Genomic DNA, 24,687 nt, shown 5'->3' with positions numbered 1-24,687 from the left:
CATCGAGCATAGTCGAGATGTATAAAAGCATCTTGTGAATAGTTCTCGACTGCGCTTATTTATATTATATTTAAGGTACAAAGTTTTGGCTTGGGAATTCTCTGTAATGGTAGAATTCACTTTAGATAATTTTCAAGACAAGCATTATAATCTTTGCTTTCCAATAAACAATAATTACAAGTTGGATAAGATTGTGTAAATACAGGGTGCTTCATGGTATTTAATGTATCTGAAATTTTAAATACCTTTTTATTTTCAAGGCATACTCTAATGGCAGGGACATGTTCATAATCATTTTCTGCCAATCTCTTACGGTAGTCTTCAGATTGAAGGCTTATACTTTTTACGATTTGTAGTTGGTTATTTGCGTTTTTTTTGAAATACACTAGCTGTTCATTATAAAATGTAGCCCATCTAGTAAAAATCAATACCCCCGGTGCATCTTCTTTTTCTTTTACATTTAGCATTTGTTCCCATCGCCCGCCAACTATCTCTATGGGAATTATAAGGATAAGAGGTTCTTCTAAAATTTGTATTTTTTTATAGATATAGCAAGTATCACAAGGTATAGTTGCTTTATATGGTGGGATTTGAGCAACAGGTTTTTCATCTTTATAGATTGTATATTTCTGGATATTGGTCAAAGGTTTGTTAGTTGCTGAAATGACCGCTTCACAGGATTCAAATAGCAAAAGTATTGAGGATAATATTACTAATTGTTTGTGCATTGGTTGTAATAATTAAAGTAATTTTTTAAATAGGAAACAACATTTAGTCCTTTTGTAATTATATATGCTTCAGTTCCTACTCTACGTTCCCCTATCTTTATTATAGGTCTTTTCCATAATCACCTTTTTTATATAACTGTCCTCTTTTGTTATAATCAACTCTAGTACACATCCTGCATTTTTCAATATGATTTCGATTTTCCTTGAAATCTATGTAATTGTCTGTGACTCTTGATATGTGATAACTATTGGTGAACATTTGTGTAATTCGTGTCAACCCATACTGGGAACTATCTCGGTTTCAAGAATAAAAGTTTTTTATCATAATCAATAACAGCTTTCCCCTTTTTAAGAATATCGGCGCCGATGATGCCATCAACAGGAAGTGAGTTGTGCGAGGTCAGGGCTTGGTTTACATGGACCAAATCGAAAAGCACGATTTTCTGTTTTTTCTTTTTCCATTCTCCGATTTGGATTTTGTTTTTAGCGGACACCAAGGTTTCCATTTCTGTGGCTCCGGCCCCTGCGGCCTTTATTTCGGAAACTTCGGAAACCATATGGAAAAACTCAATCTTGTCCATACCCACACAAGTGTTGGAGGCGCCCGTATCTAAAATAAACCTTCCAGAAACACCATTGATTTTCGCCGAAATTTCAAAATGATTGGTTTCTGTTAGGATTAAGGGAACACTTATATAGCTTTTAGAAGCTAAAAACTTTTTAAGGGATTTCATCAACTTTTTTTCTTAAAGATAAGTCTATTTTTGTTTTATGATTATAACAGATACCCATACTCATTTATATAGTGAGGCATTCGATGAAGATAGGGATGAGATAATCCAGAAAGCACTTGATGCTGGAGTGCAACGATTCTTTATTCCGGCAATCGATTCCGCTTATACAGATGCGATGATGGATTTAGAATCGCGATATCCTGACAACGTGTTTCTGATGATGGGATTGCATCCTACACACGTGAAAGAAAACTATAAAGAAGAACTGGCGCATGTAGAGCAATTGTTTTCTGAAAGAAGTTTTTATGCGGTAGGTGAGATTGGGATCGATCTTTATTGGGACAAAACTTATTTGAAACAACAGCAAGAGGCATTTGTATATCAGATTCAATTGGCTAAGAAGCATCAACTTCCTATTGTGATCCATAGTCGTGAATCGTTTGATGAGATTTTTGAAATCCTGGAGCAGGAAAAGGGAGATGATCTTTATGGAATTTTCCACTGCTTTACAGGTACTTTTGAACAGGCAGAAAAAGCGATTTCGTGTAATATGAAATTGGGGATTGGAGGAGTGGCAACCTTTAAAAATGGGAAAATAGATCAGTTTTTAAATGAGATTGCCCTGAAGCATATTGTTTTAGAAACCGATTCTCCTTACTTGGCACCTGTTCCATTTCGTGGAAAACGAAACGAAAGTTCATATATAATTAAGGTGTTGGAAAAACTATCTTCGATATATGGGATATCAATGGAAGAAATTGCTTCAATAACAACAGAAAACTCAAAACAGGTTTTTGGTATATAAAGATGAAGGACACGACTAACATTCTGCTTATTTATACTGGTGGTACCATTGGGATGGTTAAAGACTATAAAACAGGTGCATTAAAGGCCTTCAATTTTAAGGAACTGACATCGAATATTCCTGAATTGAATCAGCTTGATTGTAAACTAAAGGGAATATCCTTTGATGCACCCATTGATTCCTCCAACATGAATCCGGACCACTGGGTGGCTATAGCTACAATGATCGAGGATAACTATGATCAGTACGATGGGTTTGTTGTGCTACATGGAAGCGACACCATGAGCTACTCGGCATCTGCGCTTAGTTTTATGCTGGAGAATCTCTCCAAACCAGTGATTTTTACAGGGTCGCAACTACCTATTGGGGACCTTCGAACCGATGCTAAGGAGAATTTGATAACCTCTATTCAAATAGCGGCACTAAAGGAAAAGGGCAGGGCTGTTGTTCAAGAGGTAGGTCTATATTTCGAATATAAACTGTATAGAGCCAATAGGACCACTAAAATAAATGCGGAACACTTTGAGGCTTTTGCTTCCTTGAATTATCCGCCTTTGGTGGAATCTGGAGTACACTTAAATGTACATCACACGCATCTTTTTAAAAAGCTGAATAAAAACAAGCCCTTGCAGGTTCATAAAAACATGGATGATAATGTAGCTGTTTTGAAGCTGTTCCCTGGGTTAAATCAATCTGTATTGAAGTCTATCCTAAGAATACCAGAACTAAAGGCTTTGATTCTTGAAACCTATGGTGCTGGAAACGCGCCAATGGACCAATGGTTTTTGGATGAACTTAAAAAGGCGTCTTCAACAGGTTTACATATTATTAATGTAACCCAATGCTCTGGCGGCAGGGTTGCAATGGGTCATTATGAGACCAGTGAGAAGCTAAAAGAGATGCAATTGATTAGCGGAAAGGACATTACAACCGAAGCAGCAATAGCCAAAGCAATGTACCTCTTGGGGAACAAAGTTTCCGACGAACTCTTTAAGACTATTTTTGAAACATCGCTCCGCGGGGAGATGCAGTAAAATTAACGCCTCAAATTTTAGTAACTGATTATTTTTTTGTTTATTGGTCGCCCCAAAATAGGGACAATAGAGAGGTGGCCGAGTGGTCGAAGGCGCACGCCTGGAAAGTGTGTATACACCAAAAGTGTATCGAGGGTTCGAATCCCTTCCTCTCTGCTAGATGTTTAATTTTTCAATTATAAAATTTTTATATCTTTAACATTATTAACTAACTAAATTTAAGTTTGAAAGAAATGAAAAAAATATCCTTTACTCTGGCTGCTGCCGGAATGTTTGTTTTGGGAACTGCAAATGCATCAGCGGCGATTATTCAAGATGGTGCTGCGGCCGAAGGTGCTCCTAGTTTCACTCAAGTATTGAAAGAACAATTTATCCAAGGTGGACCTGCCTTTATGGGTATTGTACTTTTATGTTTGATATTAGGATTGGCAGTGGCAATAGAAAGAATCATTTATTTGAACTTGGCCAGTACCAATTCTGCCAAGCTCAAGCAACAAGTGGAAGACGCTTTAGCGTCCGGTGGTGTTGAAGCTGCCAAAGAAGTGTGCAGAAACACAAAAGGACCTGTTGCCTCTATTTTCTATCAAGGACTGGATAGAGCAGGTGAAGGATTGGAATCTGCTGAAAAAGCCGTTGTGGCTTACGGAGGTGTACAAATGGGACAGTTGGAAAAGAATGTTTCCTGGTTATCGCTATTTATCGCTATTGCTCCTATGCTTGGGTTCATGGGTACGGTAATCGGTATGATTCAGGCATTCCAGAAAATTGCAGCTGTTGGTAACTTGAGTGCCTCTTTGATTGCAGGTGACATCCAGGTGGCGTTATTGACAACGGTATTTGGTTTGATTACTGCAATTATCCTTCAGATTTTCTATAACTATATCATTGCTAAAATCGATAGTATTGTAAATGACATGGAAGACTCCTCCATATCTTTGATAGATATGTTGGCTGCGCACAAGAAATAATTTACGAAACTAAAACTATCGAGAGTCATGAATAAATTAGTAAAAATAGCACTTATAGTCATCGGGCTTGTGGCAGCTGCGCTTTGGTTCGCAATGCCTAACCAAGATGACCCTGATGCCATCAACAGTGGTGCAATGAACTTTATGTTCGTTATTATGTATGCATTGTTGGCCATAGCGGTGGTGGCTACGATTTTCTTTGGATTGAAAAAATTGTTGTCCACACCCGGAAGTTTAAAAAAGACCTTGTTTGCACTTGGAGGACTTGCTATTGTTGTAGCTGTTTCATACGGATTGTCATCCGATAACGCAGTTGTGGTAGATGCAATGTCACAAAGAGGTATCGAAACTACGGAGAGTACTGTAAAAAACATTGGTATGGGATTGAATGTTTTCTTTATCCTTACCGTGGTAGCAGTAGTTCTTATGGTTTTTCCAGGACTGAAAAAAATGTTTGTTAAGTAAAACCCTAAAGTTATGCCTAGAAGAAAAGGAGCACCGGAAGTTAACGCCGGTTCCATGGCAGACATAGCTTTCTTGTTGCTTATCTTTTTCTTGGTTACCACAACCATTGAAACTGATGCGGGATTGGATCGTATGTTGCCTCCGATTGAACCACCGGAAGAGGATGTTGTTATCAAGCAAAAGAACATTTTTACAGTTAATTTGAACAAAAATGGTCAAATGCTTGTTGAGGATGAATTGATGCAGCTTAAGGATTTGAAAAACGCAGCTGTAGCATTCTTGGAAAATGGAGCCGATGGTACTTGTAACTACTGTAAGGGTAAAAAAGACCCAGCTTCCTCTGATAATCCTTCAAAGGCGATTATTTCCCTTAAAAATGACCGCGAGACCAAGTACAGTACCTATATCACAGTGCAAAATGAACTGGTTGGTGCTTATAACGAGTTGAGAAATCGTGAAGCCCAACGTATCTTCAATCGCGATTTCACTGATATGGAAGCCGAGTATTTAAACCCGGAAACTCCATCCAGTGTTAGGGATGAGCTTAAGGATAAAGTAAAGCAAATTCAAGATATGTTTCCACAGAAACTATCAGAAGCAGAAACAACAAGTAACTAAAATTTAACTATGGCAAAGTTTGCAAAAAAGAAAGATGGCGATTTGCCTGCGGTTTCAACCGCATCGTTGCCAGATATCGTGTTTATGTTGCTGTTCTTTTTTATGACAGTAACTACGATGAAAGATAGTTCTTTGTTGGTCGAGAATACGCTTCCAAATGCAACTGAAATCAAAAAGTTGGAGAAAAAAGATCGTGTAATCTACATATATGTAGGGAAACCTACGCAGGATTATCAAAAGGTTTTTGGTACAGAACCAAAAATTCAATTGAATGATAAGTTTGCGAATGTAGATGAGGTCGGTTCTTATATTTTGGCAGAGCGTGCCAAAAAACCGCAAGAATTACAGAATGTATTAACTACTGCTTTAAAGGTTGATAGGGATGCCAATATGGGCCTTATTGCCGATATTAAACAACAATTAAGGGAAGTAAATGCCCTCAAGGTGAATTATACCACCTATGAAGGGAATGCTTTTAATAATCTGCAGTAGATATTAACTTAGATTTAGTGAAAAACGCTCCAATCAATTTGGAGCGTTTTTTTATTTCCTTACTTTAATTAATCCTTTAGTTTGTAGCCATTTTTTGGAATAGTTGTTGTGAGTATTTAGTTATCCCAACGGGATAAAATCAAATCATTAATCCAACAAAACATTTTATTATGGCCAGAAACAATGAGATTCCAGAAGTGAATGCTGGATCAATGGCAGATATTGCCTTTTTGTTATTGATCTTCTTTCTTGTGACTACTACCATTCAAACCGATGTAGGGATTGATCGGAAACTTCCGCCTAAGGATACCACTCCTCCTGTACAGATTCCCGAAAAGAACATTTTTAGGGTTAGCCTTAACAAGAACAATGAACTTTTTGTAGAGGACGATTTACTGCCCGTGGAAGAGTTAAGAAAAGTGGCTATTGCCTTTTTGGATAACGGAGGAGCTAAACAGAATGATGATGGCTATTGCAATTATTGCAAGGGGGAGCGCAATTCCAAGTCATCTGATAGTCCGACAGATGCTATCATTGCATTCAATAGCGATAGAGAGGCTAGTTATGGAAGCTATGTAGAGGTGCAAAATGAACTTACTGCGGCTTACAATGCCCTTCGAAACCGGGAAGCCCAAAGATTGTTCAATAAGGATTTTGTCGATATGGAAAAGAACTATTATGATGCCAAAACACCTATAGATGTTAAGCAAGAGCTCAAGAAGCAAATCAAGCAAATTCGAGATATGTATCCAATGAAGTTGTCAGAAGCGCAAACTACTTTTAACCTTTAAATCGAACGGATATGAGTTTTTCTAAAAAAAGTAAAAATAGACTTCCAGCGGTCTCAACGGCGTCACTTCCGGATATTGTATTTATGTTGCTGTTCTTTTTTATGACGGTGACTACGATCAAAGATCATAAATTGTTGGTAGACAATAACCTTCCCGCTGCTGATCAAGTAAAGGAATTAGCCAAAAAAGATAGGGTGATTGAGATTTTTGTCGGAAAACCTTCCCCAGAACTTGAAAAAGTACTTGGGGCGGAACCTAGAATTCAGCTCGATGATAGGTTGGCTGCGATTTCTGAAGTAGGCCCTTATGTGTTGTCCAAATTGTCCGAAAAACCGGATGCCATCAAAAATCTGGTAACGGTCTCCCTTAAGGTTGATAAAGAAGTCAATGTTGGAATAGTGGCTGATATCAAACAGGAGCTTCGTGAGCTAAACCTTTTAAAAGTAAATTACACCACATTTGAAACTAATTTGGAGTGAAACATACTAATTAGTTTAAGATAAAGCTTGGAAAACAATTCAAATGTTTAATTTGGATTGTTTTTTTATATGTATGTATTTTGGAATGAGGCATCTTCACTTTTCTATTCTAATGTTGTTCTGTGTTCTGGGTAACGCGCAAGTAGGGCAAGAAAAAAACAATGTTGACAATAAATACCTTGAAGACCAATTTTATATTGGTCTTGGATTCAACTTTCTAATGGATAAGCCGGAAAATGTTACTCAGTCAAGTCTATCGTACAATCTGCAAACAGGGTTTATAAAAGATATCCCCTTCAATAGACAAAGAAACTTCGGGGTGGGTCTGGGTCTTGGGTATGCCACTAATTCATACTACAGTAACATAGTGGCCAGCAAAGCAAATAATGTAATTTCCTATGCAATTGGTGGAGTGGAAGGGCTGGTGAGGAGTAAGTTTGAAACGCATTCGATAGAAGTTCCTTTTGAGCTTCGGTGGCGTACTTCAACAGCAAGTGATTATAAGTTTTGGCGAATTTACGCAGGTGCTAAACTTGGATATGTGTTTTCTGGAAGCTCTAGATGGGTTTCTGAAACTGAATCTTCCAGGTTTTCAAATGACAATATTGAAAAACTACAGTATGGTCTTATGCTCAACTTCGGATATAATACATGGAACGTACACGCTTATTATGGTTTAAATCCTCTTTTGAAGCAAGGGGCTATGACTGAAAATGGAGAAGCGATAGATATACGCGTATTGCGCATCGGGATAATTTTCTATATCCTATAGCCAGTATTTCAAAACAATTAACTGAGAGCAGAATCCGACTACAAAGCCAATCAACAGTTCAACTCTGCTATGGGCTTTCATGTAGAGCCTAGAGGTGGTTACAAGACCAGTCAGTACTGTAAATACACTTATGGCCAAAGTTATATTGATTTCGAAGTGTATACTAAGGCCGATTATGAACATTAGTAAACTTCCCATTCCCAATAAATGCATGCTGGTCTTAAATTTCAAAAAAAGTAGGAGTAATGCCGCAACAGTAGCTAATAAGAGTCCAGTGAAAAAATAAAACAGTTCATGAACATAGTTGTTTGGGATTACTTTGTAAAGAATCATCAAAAGTAATATACAGTTTATGTACAGAGGATATTTTCTTTCTTGGACAGTAGGTAAAAATATAGAGCTGATGACTCCTAGATTTTTCAGAATAAGAAAGAATATGATGGGAATGATAACTGTAAGAATGAATATAGGTAGAATGTTTCCACTTTGAACTTCTAAAGTGCTGTACGGTGCGACCATAAAATATAGAACAGTACCAGTAATTGGCGTAAGCAAAGGGTGAAATACGTAAGAAACTGACCTTAGAAAATAGTTCATCAGATTTGCTTTCTAAGCCTGGCAACAGGTATTCCCAGTTGCTCCCGGTATTTGGCTACCGTACGTCTGGCGATGGGGTACCCACGTTCTTTCAATATTTTGGCCAATTTATCATCGGTTAATGGCTTTTTCTTTTCTTCCTCACCAATGACGGTTTCCAGTATCTTTTTAATCTCTTTGGTAGACACATCTTCCCCTTGTTCGTTTTTCATGGCTTCTGAAAAGTACTCTTTAATGAGTTTGGTGCCGTATGGCGTGTCCACATACTTACTGTTGGCAACTCTGGATACAGTTGAAACATCCATGTCAATTTGATCTGCGATATCCTTTAAAATCATAGGGCGAAGTTTCCGCTCATCACCACTTAAAAAATACTCCTTTTGGTAATTCATGATAGCGCTCATGGTAACATATAATGTCTGTTGCCTTTGTTTGATTGCGTCTATGAACCATTTCGCAGCATCTAATTTTTGTTTGATGAACAGAACCGTATCCTTTTGCGACTTGGATTTCTCCTTAGAATTTTTATAGCCTTCCAACATGTTGTTATACTCCTTTGAGACATGTAACTCTGGGGCATTTCTCCCATTTAGAGTCAACTCTAGTTCGCCCTCAACAATTTTGATGGAGAAATCTGGAACAATATGTTCAATCATTCGGGTGTTTCCCGCATAAGAACCACCTGGTTTTGGATTCAAACGTTCGATTTCCGAAATAGCTGCCTTTAGGTCGTCCTCCGAAATATGATGTTTTTGAATCAGCTTGGAATAGTGCTTTTTGGTAAACTGATCAAAGGATCTTTCCAAAATGGAAATGGCTAACTCGACTGATGGCGTTTTTTCTTTGCGCTCTAGTTGCAAAATAAGGCATTCATCCAAAGATCGAGCTGCTACACCCGGTGGATCCATTTCTTGGACGGTTCTTAATACTCTTTCAATTTTATCCTCCTCAACATAAATGTTTTGGGTAAAAGCCAAATCATCCATAATATCGGTTAGAGGTCTTCTTATGTATCCACTCTCATCTACACTACCCACCAAAAATTCGGCGATGGCCCATTCTTCATCGTCCAAATAGACCGTGTTGAGCTGGTTGATTAAATATTGATTAAAGGAAATACCCGCAGCATAAGGAATGCTCTTTTCGTCATCATCAGGACTATAGTTGCTCGTCTGCGTTCGATAATCCGGGATTTCATCATCACTGAGATAATCATCTATGTTGATTTCATCTGCTGTGATGGTTTCATTGTCTGCAGAGTCATCAAACTCATCATATCCCTCATCCATGTTTTCACTTTCGGCTTTTCCACTTTCAAGAGCGGGATTTTCCTCCAATTCCTGCTTCAACCGCTGCTCAAATGCTTGTGTGGGCAATTGAATGAGCTTCATCAGCTGAATCTGCTGTGGAGACAGTTTTTGGGAAAGCTTAAACTGTAGATGTTGCTTTAGCATGGGATTGACTTACAATCTTCCTTCTTATAAATTTAAGAATTCAATTTAAAACTCTGCGTTTTGAGGCGTTCTTGGGTAAGGTATCACGTCCCTGATGTTCCCCATGCCCGTTGCGAATTGAACCATACGTTCAAATCCTAGGCCAAAACCGCTATGTACGGCGGTTCCAAAACGTCTAAGGTCTAGATACCACCACAGCTCTTTTTCATCGATGTCAAGTTCCTTTATTTTTTGCTGAAGGACTTCCAATCTTTCTTCTCGTTGAGATCCACCAACTATCTCTCCAATACCAGGGAACAATACATCCATGGCCCTGACCGTTTTACCATCCTCATTCAAGCGCATATAGAATGCTTTAATATTGGCTGGATAGTCAAAAAGAATAACCGGGCACTTAAAGTGTTTTTCCACTAAATAGCGCTCATGCTCACTTTGTAGGTCAGCACCCCATTCATCAATTGGGAATTGAAACTTTTTCTTTTTGTTCGGCTTGCTGTTCCTTAAAATATCGATAGCTTCGGTATAGGTTACCCTTTTGAAGTTGTTATCAACTATAAACTTCAGTTTTTCAATTAAAGCCATTTCAGAACGTTCGTTTTGAGGTTTGGATTTTTCCTCATCCAAAAGGCGCTTTTCCAAAAACTCCAGGTCATCTTGGCAATTTTCAAGTACATAACCAATAATGGATTTGATGAAATCCTCAGCAAGATCCATGTTGGCGTCCAAATCATAGAAAGCCACTTCAGGTTCTATCATCCAGAACTCTGCAAGGTGTCTTGAGGTATTGGAATTTTCTGCCCTAAAAGTTGGTCCAAAAGTATATACCTTGCCCAATCCCATAGCATAGGTTTCCGCTTCCAATTGTCCTGATACAGTGAGGTTGGTTTCTTTTCCGAAGAAATCTTCGGAATAATCAACTTCCCCATTATCATCCATAGTAGGATTCTTGAGGTCCAACGTGCTCACCCTGAACATTTCGCCAGCTCCCTCCGCATCGGACCCTGTAATGATAGGGGCATGCATATAGTAAAATCCAGTTTTTTGGAAGTAATCATGAATGGCAAAGGCCAGTTTGGAACGAACTCGCATAACTGCTGAAAATGTGTTGGTGCGTACCCTTAAATGCGCTTTTTCACGCAAAAATTCCAGAGAGTGTTTTTTAGGTTGAATGGGGTATGTTTCCGGATCCGCGGTACCATGAACAAAAACATCAGTGGCTTGAATTTCCACACTTTGTCCTCTTCCTTGACTTTCCACAAGTGTACCTGAAACCTTCAAGGCCGCTCCGGTGGATACTTGCTTGAGTAGATCCTCATCAAAATTCTCAAAATCCACTACGCATTGCAGGTTGTGGATGGTTGAGCCATCGTTCAAAGCTATGAATCGATTGCTTCTGAATGTTTTTACCCATCCGTTTACAACTACATTTTCTCCTATAGGCTGCTTTTGAAGCAGTTCTTTTATGGAATAAGAACTCATTTTGATCTTTCGTAAAATTAAGCGGTAAAGATAGCTTTTTGATGAAAAATGAAAGCAACTCCACCGTGATATTTATTTGGGTTTACTGGTCTATTTGTCCCCTTCTTTGGGTAAGATATCGATTTGAGGTTTTTTCAATACTTCTTTGTTTGCGATACTTCTTTCCAAAGAGAGCAACAGGGAAGGTAATAGGATAAGATTGGCCAGCATGGCAAAAAGCAAGGTAGCCGATACCAGTCCGCCCAGAGCTTTGGTTCCCCCAAAACTTGAAATAATAAATACCGAGAACCCAAAGAAAAGCACTATGGAGGTATAGAACATACTCACGCCGGTTTCTCGAAGTGCGGCATACACTGATCGTTTAATATGCCATTTATGTGTGGCAAGCTCTTGTCGGTATTTGGCTAAAAAGTGAATGGTGTCATCCACAGATATTCCGAAAGCGATGCTGAACACTAGAATAGTCGAGGGTTTTATGGGAACTCCCAAGTAGCCCATTAGCCCTGCCGTGATGACCAATGGCAATAAGTTGGGTACAAGCGATATGATGATCATTCTGAACGAGCGGAACAAATAGGCCATAAAAAGGGATATAAGTCCAATGGCCAGGGCTAGTGATAACAGAAGATTTTTCACCAGATATTTGGTGCCTTTTAAAAAGAGCAGTGCTTTTCCGGTCATAAAGACACTGAACCTTTCGGACGGAAATATTTTGGTGATGGCCTGTTGAATATCTTCTTCTATTTCTTCCATACGGTCGATTTTTACATCGCGCATAAAAGTGGTTATTCGGGCAGTTTGACCTGTACTGTCGACAAAACTTTCTAAAAGGTTCCCATCATTCTTCGACTTTCGGGCAACATCCATGATAAAGGTATTCTCCTGGGAAGTTGGAAGTTGATAGTATTTGGGAATACCATTGTAAAAAGCTTGCTTTGAGTACTTCACCAGATTTACCAAAGAAACGGGTTTTGAAAGCTCGGGGGTTTCTTCGATAAGATTACCCAATCGATCCATGCGTTTTAAGGTTGCAGGTTTCGATGCACCGTTTTTTCTTTTGGTGTCCACCACAATTTCCATAGGCATGATACCATCGAATTCCTCTTCAAAAAATTGGATATCCTTAAAATAGTGGGTGTCTTTGGGTAAATCTTCAATTCGACTTCCGGTAATCTCGATTTGATAAATTCCAATAATACTGAGAATTAGAACTACCACAGTGGTAATATAAACCGCTATGCGGTGATGCCTTACCATGCGTTCCATCCAATTCACAAAAAGATCAATCCATTTTTTGTTCAGGTGCTTTAGGTGCTTGGTTTTGGGAAGCGGCATAAAACTATAGATGATGGGAATTATCAATAGTGATAGGATGAAGATACACAGGATATTGATGGATGCCACAATGCCAAATTCCCTTAAAAGATCGCTGTCCAAAATTATAAATGTGGCAAATCCTGAAGCTGTGGTAATGTTGGTCATTAATGTGGCATTCCCAATTTTGGAGATTACCCGTTGCAAAGAAAGTGCCTGGTTTCCATGTTTTTTGACCTCTTGTTGATATTTGTTGATCAAGAAAATGCAATTCGGTATTCCAATGACAATAATCAAGGGCGGAATTAAGGCTGTCAGAATGGTAATCTCGAATTGGAACAATCCTAAAATACCTAAAGCCCACATTACCCCGATAATCACGACACACATTGAGATAAGAGTGGCGCGAAAGCTTCTGAAAAAGAAAAAGAAAATTATAGATGTCACCAATAACGCCGCTCCAACAAAGAGTCCAATCTCGTCTACAATGGCCTTGGCATTCCATGTTCGGATGTAGGGCATACCGGAAACATGAACATCAAGATTGGTTTCTTCTTCAAAGTTTTTGACCAAATCAGCTAAATCGTTCAGAATAAATTCATTTCGAACCGTGGTGTTCATAATATCCTTATCTAGGTACGCAATGGTCTGCACTGTGCCACTTTCGGCATTATAGATAAGATTGTCATAAAAGGGGAGCTCATTGAAAAGATGATTCTTGAGTTCATCAACTTCACTTTTGGTTTTTGGAGGATTTTTGACCAACGGTTCCATGACAAAAGCTTGCTGTTCGTCATCTTTAATTAGAACTTGCAAGTTGTCGGTTGATACCACAAAATCAATTTCTGGGAAAGCTTCGAGTTGTTTACTCAATTTATTCCATCGATTGAATTTGCTAGGGGTGAACAGTGAAGAATCACGAATACCAAGAACAATGGCATTTCCTTCTTCACCAAATATGCTTTTGAATTTGTTGTATTGAATGGTAGCGGGATGGTCATCAGGAAGTATATTGGCCTCGGTGTTGGAAAACCGCATATGTTTCCATTGAAGTCCGAGAAAAACAGTGAAGGCAGCAACGCATAAAAGGATGAGTATCCTGTTTCTTAAAATAATGCGGGCGACCTTGGGCCAAAATCCTTGAGTGAGCTTTGCTACCATGTGGGTTTTGTTGGGCGCAAAGGTAAAAAATGATTGTCGGTGTTCCTAAGGAAAGCGAGGTGGAAAATAGGTAAGATTATACCTTCATTATCTCAGCTTCCTTAACCTTTAAGATGTCATCTACTTTTTTGCTATAAGTGTCGGTAAGGTCTTGAACATCAACCTCGGCATTTTTCAAGCGATCTTCCGAAATTTCCAAGGATTTGAGTTCCTTGTTGGCTTCTTGTCTAGCACTTCTTATACTGACTTTAGCGTCTTCCGCTTCCGACTTGGCCTGCTTTACCAGTTGAATTCTCCGCTCCTCTGTTAATGGAGGTACATTAATGATGATCATTTCACCATTGTTCATCGGGTTAAAACCCAAGTTAGAATTCATAATGGCTGTTTCAATTTCTGGAAGAAGGGTTTTTTCCCAAGGTTGAACTGAAATAGTTCGCGCGTCAGGTGTATTGACGTTTGATACCTGTGAAAGTGGTGTCATGGAGCCATAATACTCCACCATTACCGTAGATAACATCACTGGACTTGCTTTTCCTGCACGGATTTTGACCAAAGCTTTTTCCAAATGGGAAATGCTTCCATCCATGCTCTCTTTGGTGCTATCTAGTATAAATGTTACTTCTTCTTCCATAATTTTAAAGTTTTATGATTGGCATCAAAACATATGCCAATTTAGATGTTGACCACGGTTCCAATATTTTCCCCAGAAACTATTTTCATAAGATTTCCTCTAGTGTTCATATCAAAAACCACAATGGGCAATTCATTTTCCTGACTTAGGGTGAAGGCCGTCGTGTCCATTACTTTTAGACCTTTTGAAAGCACGTCATTGAATGAGATGCTGTCAAACTTAGTTGCGTTTTTGTCCTTTTCCGGGTCGGAAGTATAGATTCCATCCACTCGGGTTCCTTTTAGGATAACATCGGCCTTGATCTCAATCGCTCTTAAAACAGCAGCGGAATCGGTTGTGAAATATGGATTTCCAGTACCACCACCAAAAATGACCACTCTACCTTTTTCCAGGTGACGCATGGCTCTTCTTCTAATAAAAGGTTCCGCAACCTCGTTAATCTTTACGGCGGATTGTAGCCTTGTCTCCACACCTTGAATTTCCAAAGCACTTTGTAATGCTAGTCCATTGATTACAGTGGCCAGCATACCCATATGATCGCCCTGTACACGATCCATTCCCTGACTTGCACCAGAAAGTCCTCTAAAAATATTGCCTCCGCCGATTACAATGGCAACTTCAACACCTTTTTCGATGACACCTTTAATGTCTTCGGCATATTCTGCTAGACGTTTTGGGTCAATACCGTATTGTTGTTCACCCATAAGGGCCTCACCGCTCAGTTTTAATAAAATTCTTTTGTATTGCATTGAGATATGTTGAAGTCGGGACAAAAATAATCAAAATTATTTATGACAGATTATGTGAAATAGAGATCGTTTTTAAAATGAAATAAACAAAAAAACCATCCCTTTTAAGGGATGGTTTTTATCTTGATTTTATAAGCTTTACGTTATCCTAAAGCTACGCGTTGGAAACCAGTCACTTCTAAACCAGAGTCCACTGATTTTACATATTGTGCAACGCTCTGCTTGCTATCTTTGATAAAGGCTTGATTTACCAAAGTGTTGTCTTTGAAGAAACGTTTTAGTTTTCCTTTGGCAATATTGTCCAACATTGCTTCAGGCTTGCCTTCCTGACGTAATTGATCTTTAGCAATTTCGATTTCCTTGTCGATAACAGATTGATCAACACCTTCTTCATTCAAGGCAACAGGGTTCATTGCAGCGGCTTGCATTGCTACATCTTTAGCAGCTTGCGCAGCACCTTCAACATTGGCGGATAAACCAACCAAAGTTGCTATTTTGTTACCAGCATGTATGTAAGAGCCTACGAAAGGAGCGTTCAATTTCTCGAAACTTCCAATCTCAATTTTCTCACCGATAACCCCAGTTTGCTCGGTCAATTTTTCCGCTACGGTCATTCCGTTGAATGTAGCTGCAAGGAATGCATCTTTATTGTCAAAATCCAAAGCAAGATCTGCCAGATCGTTAGCCAGTGCAACAAAGCTGTCATTCTTGGCAACAAAGTCGGTTTCACAGTTAAGTGAAATAGCCACTCCTGTAGAGCTGTCAGCATTGACTTTAGCAATAGCTGCGCCTTCTGAGGAATCCCTATCCGCTCTTTTAGCAGCAACTTTTTGACCTTTTTTTCTAAGGATTTCTATTGCTTTATCAAAATCACCATCTGCTTCAACCAAAGCCTTTTTGCAGTCCATCATTCCTGCTCCGGTGGTTTTTCTTAGTTTGTTTACTTCTGCGGCGGTAATCTTTGCCATTTTTTTCTCGTTTAAAAATTTATGTAAAGTAAAACACTATTAAAGTGCTTTGTTTTAGCGTAATGTTAAATTAACTGTGGCTATTCAACTCCTCCTTTGGCGTTGTCTTGCCATTCTTTTAGCTCATCCCACTTACCATCTGCGGCCAACTGTGCTTGCTTTGGCCATGAGGTAGGGTCCAAATGTGCCATTCTAGAGCTAGCTTCAGTCAAGATTTCCTTGATTTTCTCTGGGTCGGCTTTTGCCAATTTTGCAAATGAATCAATGCCTGCTGCAACCAATGCTTCAGCGGCCTTTGGGCCAGCGCCTTCAACTTTGGTCAAATCATCGGCTTTGTCAGCTTTCGGTTCTTCCTTGGCTACTTCTTTAGCGGCTGGTTCTTCTTTTGCAACTGGTGCAGCCTTTTCCTCAACTGCTGGCTTTTCTTCTTTTTTGGCTGGAGCAGCTTTTGCTGGAGCTTCGGCCTTGGACTCAGCTTCTTTTTCTTCCTGCTTTTCGTTCTTACGATCTGCCAATCCTTCCGCAACGGCACTGGTTACCTCAGTCAGGATAGCCTCGATGGACTTTCCAGCATCGTCATTTGCTGGGATTACGTAATCAATCGGTCTCGGGTCAGAATTTGTATCAACCATTGCAAAAATTGGAATGTTCAATTTTTGAGCTTCCTTAACTGCAATGTGTTCTCTCATGGTGTCAACAATAAAGATAGCTCCTGGCAACCTTGTCATGTCAGCAATAGATCCCAAGTTTTTCTCCAACTTGGCACGAAGACGATCTACTTGCAATCTTTCTTTTTTGGAAAGGGTGTTGAAAGTACCATCTTTTTTCATGCGATCGATTGCGGCCATCTTTTTAACGGCTTTACGAATTGTGACAAAGTTGGTCAGCATACCACCCGGCCATCTCTCAGTGATATAAGGCATGTTCACTTTAGATACTTTGTCAGCTACAATATCCTTAGCTTGTTTCTTTGTAGCTACGAAAAGGATTTTTCTTCCAGATGCAGCAATTTTCTTAAGGGCCTCATTGGCCTCATCAAGTTTTGCAACTGTTTTGTAAAGGTTGATAACGTGGATTCCGTTACGCTCCATGTAGATGTAAGGAGACATGTTGGGATTCCATTTTCTTGTTAGGTGTCCGAAGTGTACACCTGCTTCTAGTAAGTCTTTGACTTCAATGTTTGCCATTTTTTGTAATTAGTTTACGTTCCGTTGTAGTAGCAATGAATTGGTGGTCGCAAATTTGCTCGCCCTATCCATTTAGATGCTAAACTAAATTCCAAAAAGTTGATTTGTTTTTCCCTTTTGGAACAACGACAACTTAGTTAAAAATTTAACCCTGAAATAAATAAATGCTTCAGGGTTTTCAATGAACTTATATAATTAGGCGCAAAGCGCCTGAACATATTAACGTTTAGAGAACTGGAATTTCTTACGGGCTTTCTTCTGACCGAATTTCTTTCTTTCCACCATTCTTGGATCCCTAGTCAATAGACCTTCTGGCTTAAGAACAGCTCTGTTCTCTTCATTTATTTCGCACATTGCTCTGGACAATGCTAAACGAACTGCTTCTGCCTGGCCAGTGATTCCTCCACCATAAACATTCACCTTAACATCATAGGCATCCTCATTACCAGTCAATGCAAATGGTTGCTTTACTTTATATTGCAATGTTGCCGTAGTAAAGTAATCTTTTAAATCCCTTTTGTTGATGGTAATATTTCCCTTTCCTTCTGAAAGATATACCCTTGCTACAGCAGTTTTTCTTCTACCAATCTTATGAACCACTTCCATTATTTGTAGTCGTTTAAGTTTATTGCTTTTGGTTTTTGTGCTTCTTGGCCGTGTTCTGAACCGGCGTATACTTTTAGGTTTCTGAACAAATCAGCCCCAAGTCTATTTTTTGGAAGCATTCCCTTAACGGATTTTTCAATAATTCGCTCTGGGTGTTTGCTCAACAATTCCTTGGCAGAAGTAGAACGCTGCCCTCCTGGATAACCTGTATATCTCTGATATTCTTTATCCTCCCATTTGTTCCCAGATAGATTGATTTTCTCTGCATTGATGACAATTACATTGTCACCGCAATCAACATGGGGGGTAAAATTGGGTTTATGTTTTCCTCTAAGCAACTTGGCCACTTTTGATGCCAATCTTCCTAGCGTTTGTCCCTCAGCGTCAACCAACAACCATTGCTTGTCAACGGTAGATTTATTGGCAGAAACAGTCTTATAACTTAATGTGTCCACTTCTAGAATATTAGTGATTTAAAAACCTATCCCGATAAACGGGCTGCAAATGTACAATTATTAGATTGAATTACAAATGGTTGATTTGGAATTTTTTTACTTTTCCAAACCGGCATTGGCTATTGGGTGCAAAAGTGAGGTTCCTCGATACATTTTGTTAAAAGTTCATTGAACATTTTATGTTAGTGTAACGATTTGATTTTTCATTGGTCTTTAGAGTAACTCATCAATCAGAAAAATGAATAATGTGAAAAGGCCCATCATTTTCTTCACGCTTATTTTCTTTACTATCAACATCAAGGCACAGGATTCTACAGGGGTAGTTCCTAAAAAAATCTATGTTACCAAACCCATAGAGCAAACTGTACCACCTACTGTGGATGGTCTTTTAACAGATGAGGCATGGGACCTTGTTGAGTGGGCCGGTGATTATATCGAATTTCAACCGGACGAGAACACCTCACCGAGCCATCAAACTAAATTCAAAATTGTTTATGACAGTAAGAACCTATATATAGGTGTAAGGTGCTACGATTCTGAACCGGATAAAATTGTTAAACGATTGTCGAGAAGGGATGGTTTCGAAGGGGATTGGGTTGAGTTCAATATAGACAGTTATCATGACAAACGAACTTCTTTCTCTTTTACCGTAACAGCAGCAGGGGTAAAAGGAGATGAATTTGTTTCTAATAACGGTAATAATTGGGATGAGAGTTGGAATCCAATATGGTATACCAAAACCAATATTGATGAAGAGGGTTGGACTGCCGAATTACGTATACCTTTAAGCCAACTTAAATTTGGAAAAGAGGATGAACAAGTTTGGGGGTTACAATCTACACGAAGGTTTTTTAGAGCTGAAGAACGGTCGCTTTGGCAACGGAAACCAATCGATACTCCAGGCTGGGTAAGTGAGTTTGGGGAACTGCATGGGCTTAAGCAAATTGAGCCACAGAACCAATTGGAAATTCAACCCTATACGGTGACCAGTGCGGAAACCTACGAAGCGGAAGATGGAAACCCCTTCAGGGATGGGAGTGAAAATGATGTTACTGTGGGACTTGATGCCAAGATTGGCGTAACCAACGATTTGACTCTTGATTTGACCGTGAACCCAGATTTTGGTCAGGTAGAGGCGGATCCATCTGCCATCGCTTTGGATGGATTTCAGATATTCTTTAGGGAACAACGACCCTTTTTTGTGGAGAACAAGAACATTTTTGACTTCAGGGTTTCTCAATCTGAAGCTGGCGATACTTTTGGTTTTGACAATGTTTTTTATTCAAGAAGGATAGGAAGAAGCCCACAGGGTTCTCCCAGTACAGGCGATAATGAATTTGTAGATCAACCGGATAACACGCCCATTATTGGAGCAGCTAAATTTAGCGGTAAAACCAAAGATGGTTGGGCCATTGGGGTGCTCGAGAGTGTTACCGCCAAAAGATATGCGTTGATCAGTAATGATGTGGGAGAAGAACGCAAAGAAGTAGTTGAACCATTGACCAACTATTTTGTAGGGAGACTTCAAAAAGATTTTAATAATCGAAATTCATACATCGGGGGAATTTTCACGGCCACAAATCGCGATAATTTGACCCAAGAATTGGATTTTCTTCACAAATCGGCTTTTACCGGAGGAATAGATTTTAAACATCAATGGAATGAAAGAGATTGGTATGTTGGTGGCAATGTCATTTTCAGTCATGTAAGTGGGAGTGAGGAGGCCATAAAAAACACGCAGGAATCCATAACCCATCTTTTTCAACGTGTTGGGGCAGATCATGTGGAATTAGACACTACTAAAACATCTTTATCCGGAACGGGAGGGAACCTTCAAATAGGAAAGGTCGGAAACGGGCATTGGAAATTTGAATCTGGGGCAACATGGCGCTCTCCTGAACTTGAGTTAAACGATATCGGTTTTCAAAGACAGGCCGATGACATTCGTCACTATACTTGGATAGGTTATCAGACCCTAAAACCTGACAGTACATTCAGAAGAGTAGGAATCAATTATAATCATTGGAGTGCTTGGGATTTTAATGGAAACCACAATGTGTTGCGATTTAATACCAACAGCTGGCAAAACTGGAAAAACAACTGGTTTTCCAATTTGGGAATTACTTATACCGCAATGCAATATTCGAATTTTGCGTTGAGGGGAGGCCCTAGATTGAGGCAATCTTCAGGAGTGAATATGTGGAACAGTGTAGGCACGGACAGAAGGAAAAAACTGAGTTTTAACATGTTTCAACGTACAAGTAGGGCATTTGACAATTCTAACCGTTTCTATTATGTAGAAGCAGGAGCTACGTATCAACCCATAAATGCTCTGCGTATTTCAGCTTTTCCATCTCTGAGTACCAATAATGATAAGTTACAGTTTATTGACAATTTTGATGATGTAAATGGGACGCCACGATACCTGAACGGGCATATTCGACAGCGAACCTTGAGTATGTCATTCCGATTGAATTATACTATCAACCCGAATTTGACCATCCAATACTGGGGTCAACCTTTTATTTCAAGGGGACGCTATTCCAGTTTTAAACACATCGTCAATCCAACAGCAAAACAATTTGAAAATAGATTTCAATCTTATGAAGAAGATCAGGTTACCTTGGTGGATGATACCTATTCTATAGATGAGAATTTAAATGGAGTAGAAGATTTTAGTTTTGATAACCCAGATTTTTCCTTTGTCCAGTTTCGTTCTAATTTGGTGATTCGCTGGGAATATATCCCTGGATCCGAAATTTTTCTGGTTTGGTCCCAAGACGTTTCTCAGAATGGGGACCCATCAGATGGACTGTTGTCCAGTTTGGGCGACAATATATTTGGTCAAAAACCTCAAAACATATTCCTTTTAAAAGCAACCTATCGATTCGTCTTATAAAAGTTGAAAGAAATCAGGGAAGTTTTTCAAGTGCCGCAACTAAAGCCTCATTGGCTTCTTGGTCACCTATAGTGATACGTACTTTTCCAGGCGCTCCAAATTGGGAGACAGGTCTTACCATAACGCCACGTTGCATCAAAAAGTCGGTAAACTCAAATTCTGGTAAGGAAGGGTCGACCAAAAAGAAATTTGCCTGCGTAGGCCAGTATTTAATACCAAGCTTGTCAAAAGCTTCGGAAAGGAATTTACGGCCTTCAACAACAGTTTTGACTGTATTTTGAATAAATTCAACATCATTTAATGCTCCAATAGCTGCTTCCGTTGAAGTATGCGGTAAAAGAAAAGGCTTGTGGATTTGTCTGAGGTATTGTGCTATTTTCTGCGTCGCATAGCAATACCCAATCCTTTGCCCGGCTAAACCATAGGTTTTGGAAAAACTGTTGATGGCGATTAGGTTATGGCCTTCTTTTACATAAGGTAGACCCGAAACATAATCATCTGCATCAGCAAAATGGCGGTAAACTTCATCCAGCACAACCACAATATTTTTCGGTATTCGCTCCAAAAAGTCATCCAGAACAGCTTTCGGAATATAAGTTCCGGTCGGATTGTTGGGACTGGTCAAAAAAACAACCTTGGTTCTATCCGTTATGGCTGACAAAATTTGTTCTACATCCAAGGAATAATCCGGTTCCCTTAAGGGAATGTCAATCTGTTTGGCGCCATACCATCTTGAGAAAACAGAATAGGGCAAAAAGCAAGGGTTGGAAAAAATGACCTCATCACCTTCGTTGATAAAGGCGCGCAAGATCATATCAATGATTTCAGAACCACTGTTTCCACAAATGAACTGTTCTTTGTCCAATTCACCGCCAAAGTCTTGGACCAAAGCTTCCCTTAAGCGAACATCTGTTTGGTCCGGATAGATGTGGACATTTTTGGCCGCTGCTATTAGTGCTTCGGTGGCCAAGGGGGATTGCCCCAATGGATTTTCATTGGAGGAAAGTTTATAGATTTTTTGCCCATCATTTGATGGTGCACTTTTACCTCCTTCGTAAGCTTTTTTGGGTTGTAAATAGGATTTGAAAATGGATTCTATTTCCTTGCTCATTAACTTAGTTGTTCAGCGTACATTAATATGGCCAATGCTTTTGCGGTGTTGTTTTCATTTAAAACTTGTTGTGCCACCCAATGCAGTTCTTTTTTCAATTTTTCAGGATTGTTCTTCAATTTTTTGGAGAGCATCCTGATTTCATCATCTTTCGAGATTTCTTCAACTTCACCGTTTGTGGGAAGTTGTTCCATATTTCCCAATCGTCCAAGATTATTTCCGGTCAGAACCTCACTGTTTCGAATTCCTTCTGGTAATCGGTCTACACCGATGCCTTTGGTTCGAATGGGTTTAGGAATTTCGAACAGTGAATCGCCACTGGCCCGGGTATACCAGCTGCCACCCATTCTGCCCACCAAATCCATTTTTTTGGGATCCAATTTCCCTGCACCATCTAAAAAAGCCGAATTGATATGGATAAACTCCACTTTGGCGAATATCAAATTGCCTGCCCCCGGAGTATCAGCTAGCTCAATAATTTCAGTTACCGTGCATTCAAAGGAAACAGGAGCTTCTGCAACACGTGGAGGTCGAACTTTTTTACTTGGCACCTCCGTTAATCCGGATTTTATAAATTCGTTCACTCCTTTTTCATAGGCTGTACTCGAAAGTGACATTTGTTCCACCATTGGAAAGTCCACAATGTTGATGACCACTTCGGGTACTTCTTTGACGTTCTGATGCGAATGCTTTAGTGAATTATCTCTTCCGCTCCGTGCCGGAGAAAAAATCATGATTGGCGGATTGGAGCTGAACACATTAAAAAAGCTAAAAGGACTCAAATTCACATTGCCATCTGAATCAATGGTACTTGCAAAGCAAATGGGGCGTGGTGCTACTGCTGTGAGCAAATACCCATGTAAATCAGGTTGTGGAATGGCTGTTGGGTCTATGGTTTTTACTACGGACATTGGGTTCTAAAGTTTTCGCTAAGATAAAATCTATTTTGCAGGAAGCACCTTTGCAGAAACTTCGCCGAATCCGACGCGTTTACCCTCTTTTTCTGCAAAACCTCGCATGATTACCGTATCCCCGTCCTGTATAAACTTACGTTCTGAACCATCCTTCATTTTGAGTGGTTTGGTACCCATCCAAGCCAATTCCAGCATAGAACCGTATGAATTTTCATCCTTTCCAGAAATAGTTCCAGAACCATAAAGGTCACCAATATTAATATTGCACCCATTCACAGTGTGATGTGCCAACTGTTGTGCCATGTTCCAGTACATGTATTTGAAGTTGGAATGGCAAACAACCTGTTCTTCGGTATTTTCAGGTGAGATACCCACTTCAAGGTTGATATCGTAATTTTTTGTTCCCTCAAATTCCAAATAAGGGAGAACTTTAGGGTTCTGCTCGGGGCCTGAAACCCGGAATGGGTCCAAAGCTTCCAAGGTAACAATCCATGGAGAGATGTGTGAGGCAAAGTTTTTGGCCAAAAATGGACCCAAGGGAACGTATTCCCATTTTTGAATATCTCGGGCCGACCAATCGTTGAGTAGGACCATTCCGAAAATATAATCCTCGGCTTCATCTGTTGAAATAGATTCTCCAAGATTTGTGTTTTTTCCAGTGATAAAGCCCATTTCTAATTCAAAATCCAAGCGCTGCGAAGGTCCAAAGATTGGAGTGTCAGAATCCTTTGGAAGTGTTTGTCCCTTTGGTCTGTGAATAGGCTCCCCACTGGCGACAATGGAGCTTGCCCTACCGTGATACCCCACGGGAATGTGTTTCCAATTGGGCATTAATGCCTTTGCAGGGTCACGAAACATTGTGCCCACATTGGTGGCATGCTCTATACTGGAGTAAAAATCGGTGTAGTCACCAATATAAACGGGCATATGCATCTGCGCATCGGATTGAAGTACGAAAAGTTCAGGTTTTCTGGCTAAGACCGAATCTTCGTCTTGAAGCCAATGTTGAATATCTTTTCTTACCCTATTGGTTATCTCCTTACCTAGAGAAATGAAATCGTTAAGGACTTCTTTCTCAAGAACAGCCGTGTTAAAGTCGAACACATCCAATTCGGCCACAGCAACCAAATCCAAAATATGTTCACCAATGGCAACACCAGCTCTGGGGGTTCTGTCTTCAGTCGAAAAAATCCCAAAGGGAATATTGTGGATTGAAAAATCTGAGTTTTCAGGTATGTTTATAATCATGTTTTTTGAGATATGAGATATGAGAAAT

General features: G+C 39.6%; 24 protein-coding genes and 1 tRNA gene. 11 read left to right on the top strand and 14 right to left on the bottom strand.

Going from position 1 to position 24,687, the window contains the following annotated elements:
• Positions 1 to 116: 116 nt before the first annotated feature.
• Both E4661_RS11675 and E4661_RS11670 read right to left on the bottom strand, forming a co-directional pair.
• Positions 117 to 728: a hypothetical protein gene (locus tag E4661_RS11675; RefSeq protein ID WP_136467548.1), complete on the bottom strand. Its 612-nt coding sequence runs from the start codon at positions 726 to 728 to the stop codon at positions 117 to 119.
• 290 nt (positions 729 to 1,018) lie between these two features.
• Positions 1,019 to 1,462: a retropepsin-like aspartic protease gene (locus E4661_RS11670; protein WP_136467546.1), complete on the bottom strand. Its 444-nt coding sequence runs from the start codon at positions 1,460 to 1,462 to the stop codon at positions 1,019 to 1,021.
• Positions 1,463 to 1,499: 37 nt separating this feature from the next.
• On the opposite strand from E4661_RS11670, the gene E4661_RS11665 reads away from it, so the two are divergent.
• From E4661_RS11665 to E4661_RS11620, 10 genes are all read left to right on the top strand, one after another.
• Entirely contained in the window at positions 1,500 to 2,267 is a 768-nt protein-coding gene (locus E4661_RS11665; RefSeq protein WP_136467544.1) for a TatD family hydrolase, read from the top strand.
• Positions 2,268 to 2,269: 2 nt separating this feature from the next.
• Positions 2,270 to 3,301, top strand: coding sequence for an asparaginase (locus E4661_RS11660; protein WP_136467542.1), 1,032 nt, complete (start codon positions 2,270 to 2,272; stop codon positions 3,299 to 3,301).
• A gap of 68 nt (positions 3,302 to 3,369) precedes the next feature.
• A tRNA-Ser gene (locus E4661_RS11655) sits at positions 3,370 to 3,457 on the top strand.
• 77 nt (positions 3,458 to 3,534) lie between these two features.
• Positions 3,535 to 4,269: a MotA/TolQ/ExbB proton channel family protein gene (locus tag E4661_RS11650; protein ID WP_136467540.1), complete on the top strand. Its 735-nt coding sequence runs from the start codon at positions 3,535 to 3,537 to the stop codon at positions 4,267 to 4,269.
• 27 nt (positions 4,270 to 4,296) lie between these two features.
• Complete coding sequence (locus E4661_RS11645) at positions 4,297 to 4,734, top strand: hypothetical protein (protein WP_136467538.1); 438 nt, start codon at positions 4,297 to 4,299, stop codon at positions 4,732 to 4,734.
• A gap of 12 nt (positions 4,735 to 4,746) precedes the next feature.
• A complete protein-coding gene (locus E4661_RS11640) occupies positions 4,747 to 5,352 on the top strand; it encodes an ExbD/TolR family protein (protein ID WP_136467535.1) in 606 nt (201 codons plus the stop codon).
• A 9-nt stretch (positions 5,353 to 5,361) separates the two neighbouring features.
• Positions 5,362 to 5,844, top strand: coding sequence for an ExbD/TolR family protein (locus E4661_RS11635; protein WP_136467534.1), 483 nt, complete (start codon positions 5,362 to 5,364; stop codon positions 5,842 to 5,844).
• Between the two features lie 170 nt (positions 5,845 to 6,014).
• Positions 6,015 to 6,635 carry an ExbD/TolR family protein gene (locus E4661_RS11630; RefSeq protein ID WP_136467531.1) on the top strand — a complete coding sequence of 207 codons (621 nt, stop codon included), beginning with the start codon at positions 6,015 to 6,017 and terminating at the stop codon, positions 6,633 to 6,635.
• Positions 6,636 to 6,646: 11 nt separating this feature from the next.
• Entirely contained in the window at positions 6,647 to 7,114 is a 468-nt protein-coding gene (locus E4661_RS11625) for an ExbD/TolR family protein (RefSeq protein ID WP_136467529.1), read from the top strand.
• Between the two features lie 85 nt (positions 7,115 to 7,199).
• Complete coding sequence (locus E4661_RS11620; RefSeq protein ID WP_240751468.1) at positions 7,200 to 7,886, top strand: porin family protein; 687 nt, start codon at positions 7,200 to 7,202, stop codon at positions 7,884 to 7,886.
• Between the two features lie 596 nt (positions 7,887 to 8,482).
• Here E4661_RS11620 and rpoN read toward each other — a convergent pair.
• The 9 genes from rpoN to rplM all read right to left on the bottom strand — a co-directional run bounded on the left by rpoN (position 8,483) and on the right by rplM (position 18,487).
• Positions 8,483 to 9,937, bottom strand: coding sequence for an RNA polymerase factor sigma-54 (gene rpoN, locus E4661_RS11610; protein ID WP_136467525.1), 1,455 nt, complete (start codon positions 9,935 to 9,937; stop codon positions 8,483 to 8,485).
• Between the two features lie 45 nt (positions 9,938 to 9,982).
• Positions 9,983 to 11,416, bottom strand: a complete 1,434-nt coding sequence (gene asnS / locus E4661_RS11605; RefSeq protein ID WP_136467523.1) for an asparagine--tRNA ligase — start codon at positions 11,414 to 11,416, stop codon at positions 9,983 to 9,985.
• A 90-nt stretch (positions 11,417 to 11,506) separates the two neighbouring features.
• Complete coding sequence (locus E4661_RS11600) at positions 11,507 to 13,891, bottom strand: efflux RND transporter permease subunit (RefSeq protein ID WP_136467521.1); 2,385 nt, start codon at positions 13,889 to 13,891, stop codon at positions 11,507 to 11,509.
• A 76-nt stretch (positions 13,892 to 13,967) separates the two neighbouring features.
• Complete coding sequence (gene frr, locus E4661_RS11595; protein WP_136467519.1) at positions 13,968 to 14,522, bottom strand: ribosome recycling factor; 555 nt, start codon at positions 14,520 to 14,522, stop codon at positions 13,968 to 13,970.
• Between the two features lie 41 nt (positions 14,523 to 14,563).
• Positions 14,564 to 15,271 carry a UMP kinase gene (pyrH, locus tag E4661_RS11590; protein ID WP_136467517.1) on the bottom strand — a complete coding sequence of 236 codons (708 nt, stop codon included), beginning with the start codon at positions 15,269 to 15,271 and terminating at the stop codon, positions 14,564 to 14,566.
• A gap of 143 nt (positions 15,272 to 15,414) precedes the next feature.
• A complete protein-coding gene (gene tsf / locus E4661_RS11585) occupies positions 15,415 to 16,239 on the bottom strand; it encodes a translation elongation factor Ts (protein ID WP_136467515.1) in 825 nt (274 codons plus the stop codon).
• Between the two features lie 80 nt (positions 16,240 to 16,319).
• Positions 16,320 to 17,426, bottom strand: coding sequence for a 30S ribosomal protein S2 (gene rpsB, locus E4661_RS11580; protein WP_136467513.1), 1,107 nt, complete (start codon positions 17,424 to 17,426; stop codon positions 16,320 to 16,322).
• Positions 17,427 to 17,645: 219 nt separating this feature from the next.
• Positions 17,646 to 18,032, bottom strand: coding sequence for a 30S ribosomal protein S9 (rpsI, locus tag E4661_RS11575; protein WP_136467511.1), 387 nt, complete (start codon positions 18,030 to 18,032; stop codon positions 17,646 to 17,648).
• Entirely contained in the window at positions 18,032 to 18,487 is a 456-nt protein-coding gene (rplM, locus tag E4661_RS11570) for a 50S ribosomal protein L13 (protein WP_136467509.1), read from the bottom strand. Before rplM ends, rpsI begins: the two co-directional genes overlap by 1 nt.
• A gap of 238 nt (positions 18,488 to 18,725) precedes the next feature.
• Between rplM and E4661_RS11565 the strand changes: the two genes are divergently transcribed.
• Complete coding sequence (locus tag E4661_RS11565; protein ID WP_136467507.1) at positions 18,726 to 21,386, top strand: DUF5916 domain-containing protein; 2,661 nt, start codon at positions 18,726 to 18,728, stop codon at positions 21,384 to 21,386.
• Positions 21,387 to 21,399: 13 nt separating this feature from the next.
• Here the strand turns inward: E4661_RS11565 and hisC are convergent, their stop codons facing one another.
• Genes hisC through fahA form a run of 3 tightly spaced genes read right to left on the bottom strand, consistent with a single transcriptional unit; the run spans position 21,400 to position 24,659 of the window.
• Positions 21,400 to 22,497 carry a histidinol-phosphate transaminase gene (gene hisC / locus E4661_RS11560; RefSeq protein ID WP_136467505.1) on the bottom strand — a complete coding sequence of 366 codons (1,098 nt, stop codon included), beginning with the start codon at positions 22,495 to 22,497 and terminating at the stop codon, positions 21,400 to 21,402.
• Complete coding sequence (locus E4661_RS11555; protein ID WP_136467503.1) at positions 22,497 to 23,408, bottom strand: flavin reductase family protein; 912 nt, start codon at positions 23,406 to 23,408, stop codon at positions 22,497 to 22,499. The genes hisC and E4661_RS11555 overlap by 1 nt, the downstream gene beginning before the upstream one ends.
• Before the next feature lie 30 nt (positions 23,409 to 23,438).
• Positions 23,439 to 24,659: a fumarylacetoacetase gene (gene fahA, locus E4661_RS11550; protein ID WP_136467501.1), complete on the bottom strand. Its 1,221-nt coding sequence runs from the start codon at positions 24,657 to 24,659 to the stop codon at positions 23,439 to 23,441.
• Positions 24,660 to 24,687: the final 28 nt, after the last annotated feature.

This window comes from Flagellimonas onchidii, assembly GCF_004804315.1.
GTDB lineage: Bacteria > Bacteroidota > Bacteroidia > Flavobacteriales > Flavobacteriaceae > Flagellimonas > Flagellimonas onchidii.
The sequence above is the reverse complement of the archived record's forward strand: the minus strand, read 5'-3'. Positions and strand labels throughout refer to the sequence as shown.

Bases quoted from the DNA above. Each gene is read 5' to 3' on its own strand.
- E4661_RS11675 (WP_136467548.1), bottom strand. From the start codon at position 728: ATGCACAAACAATTAGTAATATTATCCTCAATACTTTTGCTATTTGAA.
- E4661_RS11670 (WP_136467546.1), bottom strand. From the start codon at position 1,462: ATGAAATCCCTTAAAAAGTTTTTAGCTTCTAAAAGCTATATAAGTGTT.
- E4661_RS11665 (WP_136467544.1), top strand. From the start codon at position 1,500: ATGATTATAACAGATACCCATACTCATTTATATAGTGAGGCATTCGAT.
- E4661_RS11660 (WP_136467542.1), top strand. From the start codon at position 2,270: ATGAAGGACACGACTAACATTCTGCTTATTTATACTGGTGGTACCATT.
- E4661_RS11650 (WP_136467540.1), top strand. From the start codon at position 3,535: ATGAAAAAAATATCCTTTACTCTGGCTGCTGCCGGAATGTTTGTTTTG.
- E4661_RS11645 (WP_136467538.1), top strand. From the start codon at position 4,297: ATGAATAAATTAGTAAAAATAGCACTTATAGTCATCGGGCTTGTGGCA.
- E4661_RS11640 (WP_136467535.1), top strand. From the start codon at position 4,747: ATGCCTAGAAGAAAAGGAGCACCGGAAGTTAACGCCGGTTCCATGGCA.
- E4661_RS11635 (WP_136467534.1), top strand. From the start codon at position 5,362: ATGGCAAAGTTTGCAAAAAAGAAAGATGGCGATTTGCCTGCGGTTTCA.
- E4661_RS11630 (WP_136467531.1), top strand. From the start codon at position 6,015: ATGGCCAGAAACAATGAGATTCCAGAAGTGAATGCTGGATCAATGGCA.
- E4661_RS11625 (WP_136467529.1), top strand. From the start codon at position 6,647: ATGAGTTTTTCTAAAAAAAGTAAAAATAGACTTCCAGCGGTCTCAACG.
- E4661_RS11620 (WP_240751468.1), top strand. From the start codon at position 7,200: ATGAGGCATCTTCACTTTTCTATTCTAATGTTGTTCTGTGTTCTGGGT.
- rpoN (WP_136467525.1), bottom strand. From the start codon at position 9,937: ATGCTAAAGCAACATCTACAGTTTAAGCTTTCCCAAAAACTGTCTCCA.
- asnS (WP_136467523.1), bottom strand. From the start codon at position 11,416: ATGAGTTCTTATTCCATAAAAGAACTGCTTCAAAAGCAGCCTATAGGA.
- E4661_RS11600 (WP_136467521.1), bottom strand. From the start codon at position 13,891: ATGGTAGCAAAGCTCACTCAAGGATTTTGGCCCAAGGTCGCCCGCATT.
- frr (WP_136467519.1), bottom strand. From the start codon at position 14,522: ATGGAAGAAGAAGTAACATTTATACTAGATAGCACCAAAGAGAGCATG.
- pyrH (WP_136467517.1), bottom strand. From the start codon at position 15,271: ATGCAATACAAAAGAATTTTATTAAAACTGAGCGGTGAGGCCCTTATG.
- tsf (WP_136467515.1), bottom strand. From the start codon at position 16,239: ATGGCAAAGATTACCGCCGCAGAAGTAAACAAACTAAGAAAAACCACC.
- rpsB (WP_136467513.1), bottom strand. From the start codon at position 17,426: ATGGCAAACATTGAAGTCAAAGACTTACTAGAAGCAGGTGTACACTTC.
- rpsI (WP_136467511.1), bottom strand. From the start codon at position 18,032: ATGGAAGTGGTTCATAAGATTGGTAGAAGAAAAACTGCTGTAGCAAGG.
- E4661_RS11565 (WP_136467507.1), top strand. From the start codon at position 18,726: ATGAATAATGTGAAAAGGCCCATCATTTTCTTCACGCTTATTTTCTTT.
- hisC (WP_136467505.1), bottom strand. From the start codon at position 22,497: ATGAGCAAGGAAATAGAATCCATTTTCAAATCCTATTTACAACCCAAA.
- E4661_RS11555 (WP_136467503.1), bottom strand. From the start codon at position 23,408: ATGTCCGTAGTAAAAACCATAGACCCAACAGCCATTCCACAACCTGAT.
- fahA (WP_136467501.1), bottom strand. From the start codon at position 24,659: ATGATTATAAACATACCTGAAAACTCAGATTTTTCAATCCACAATATT.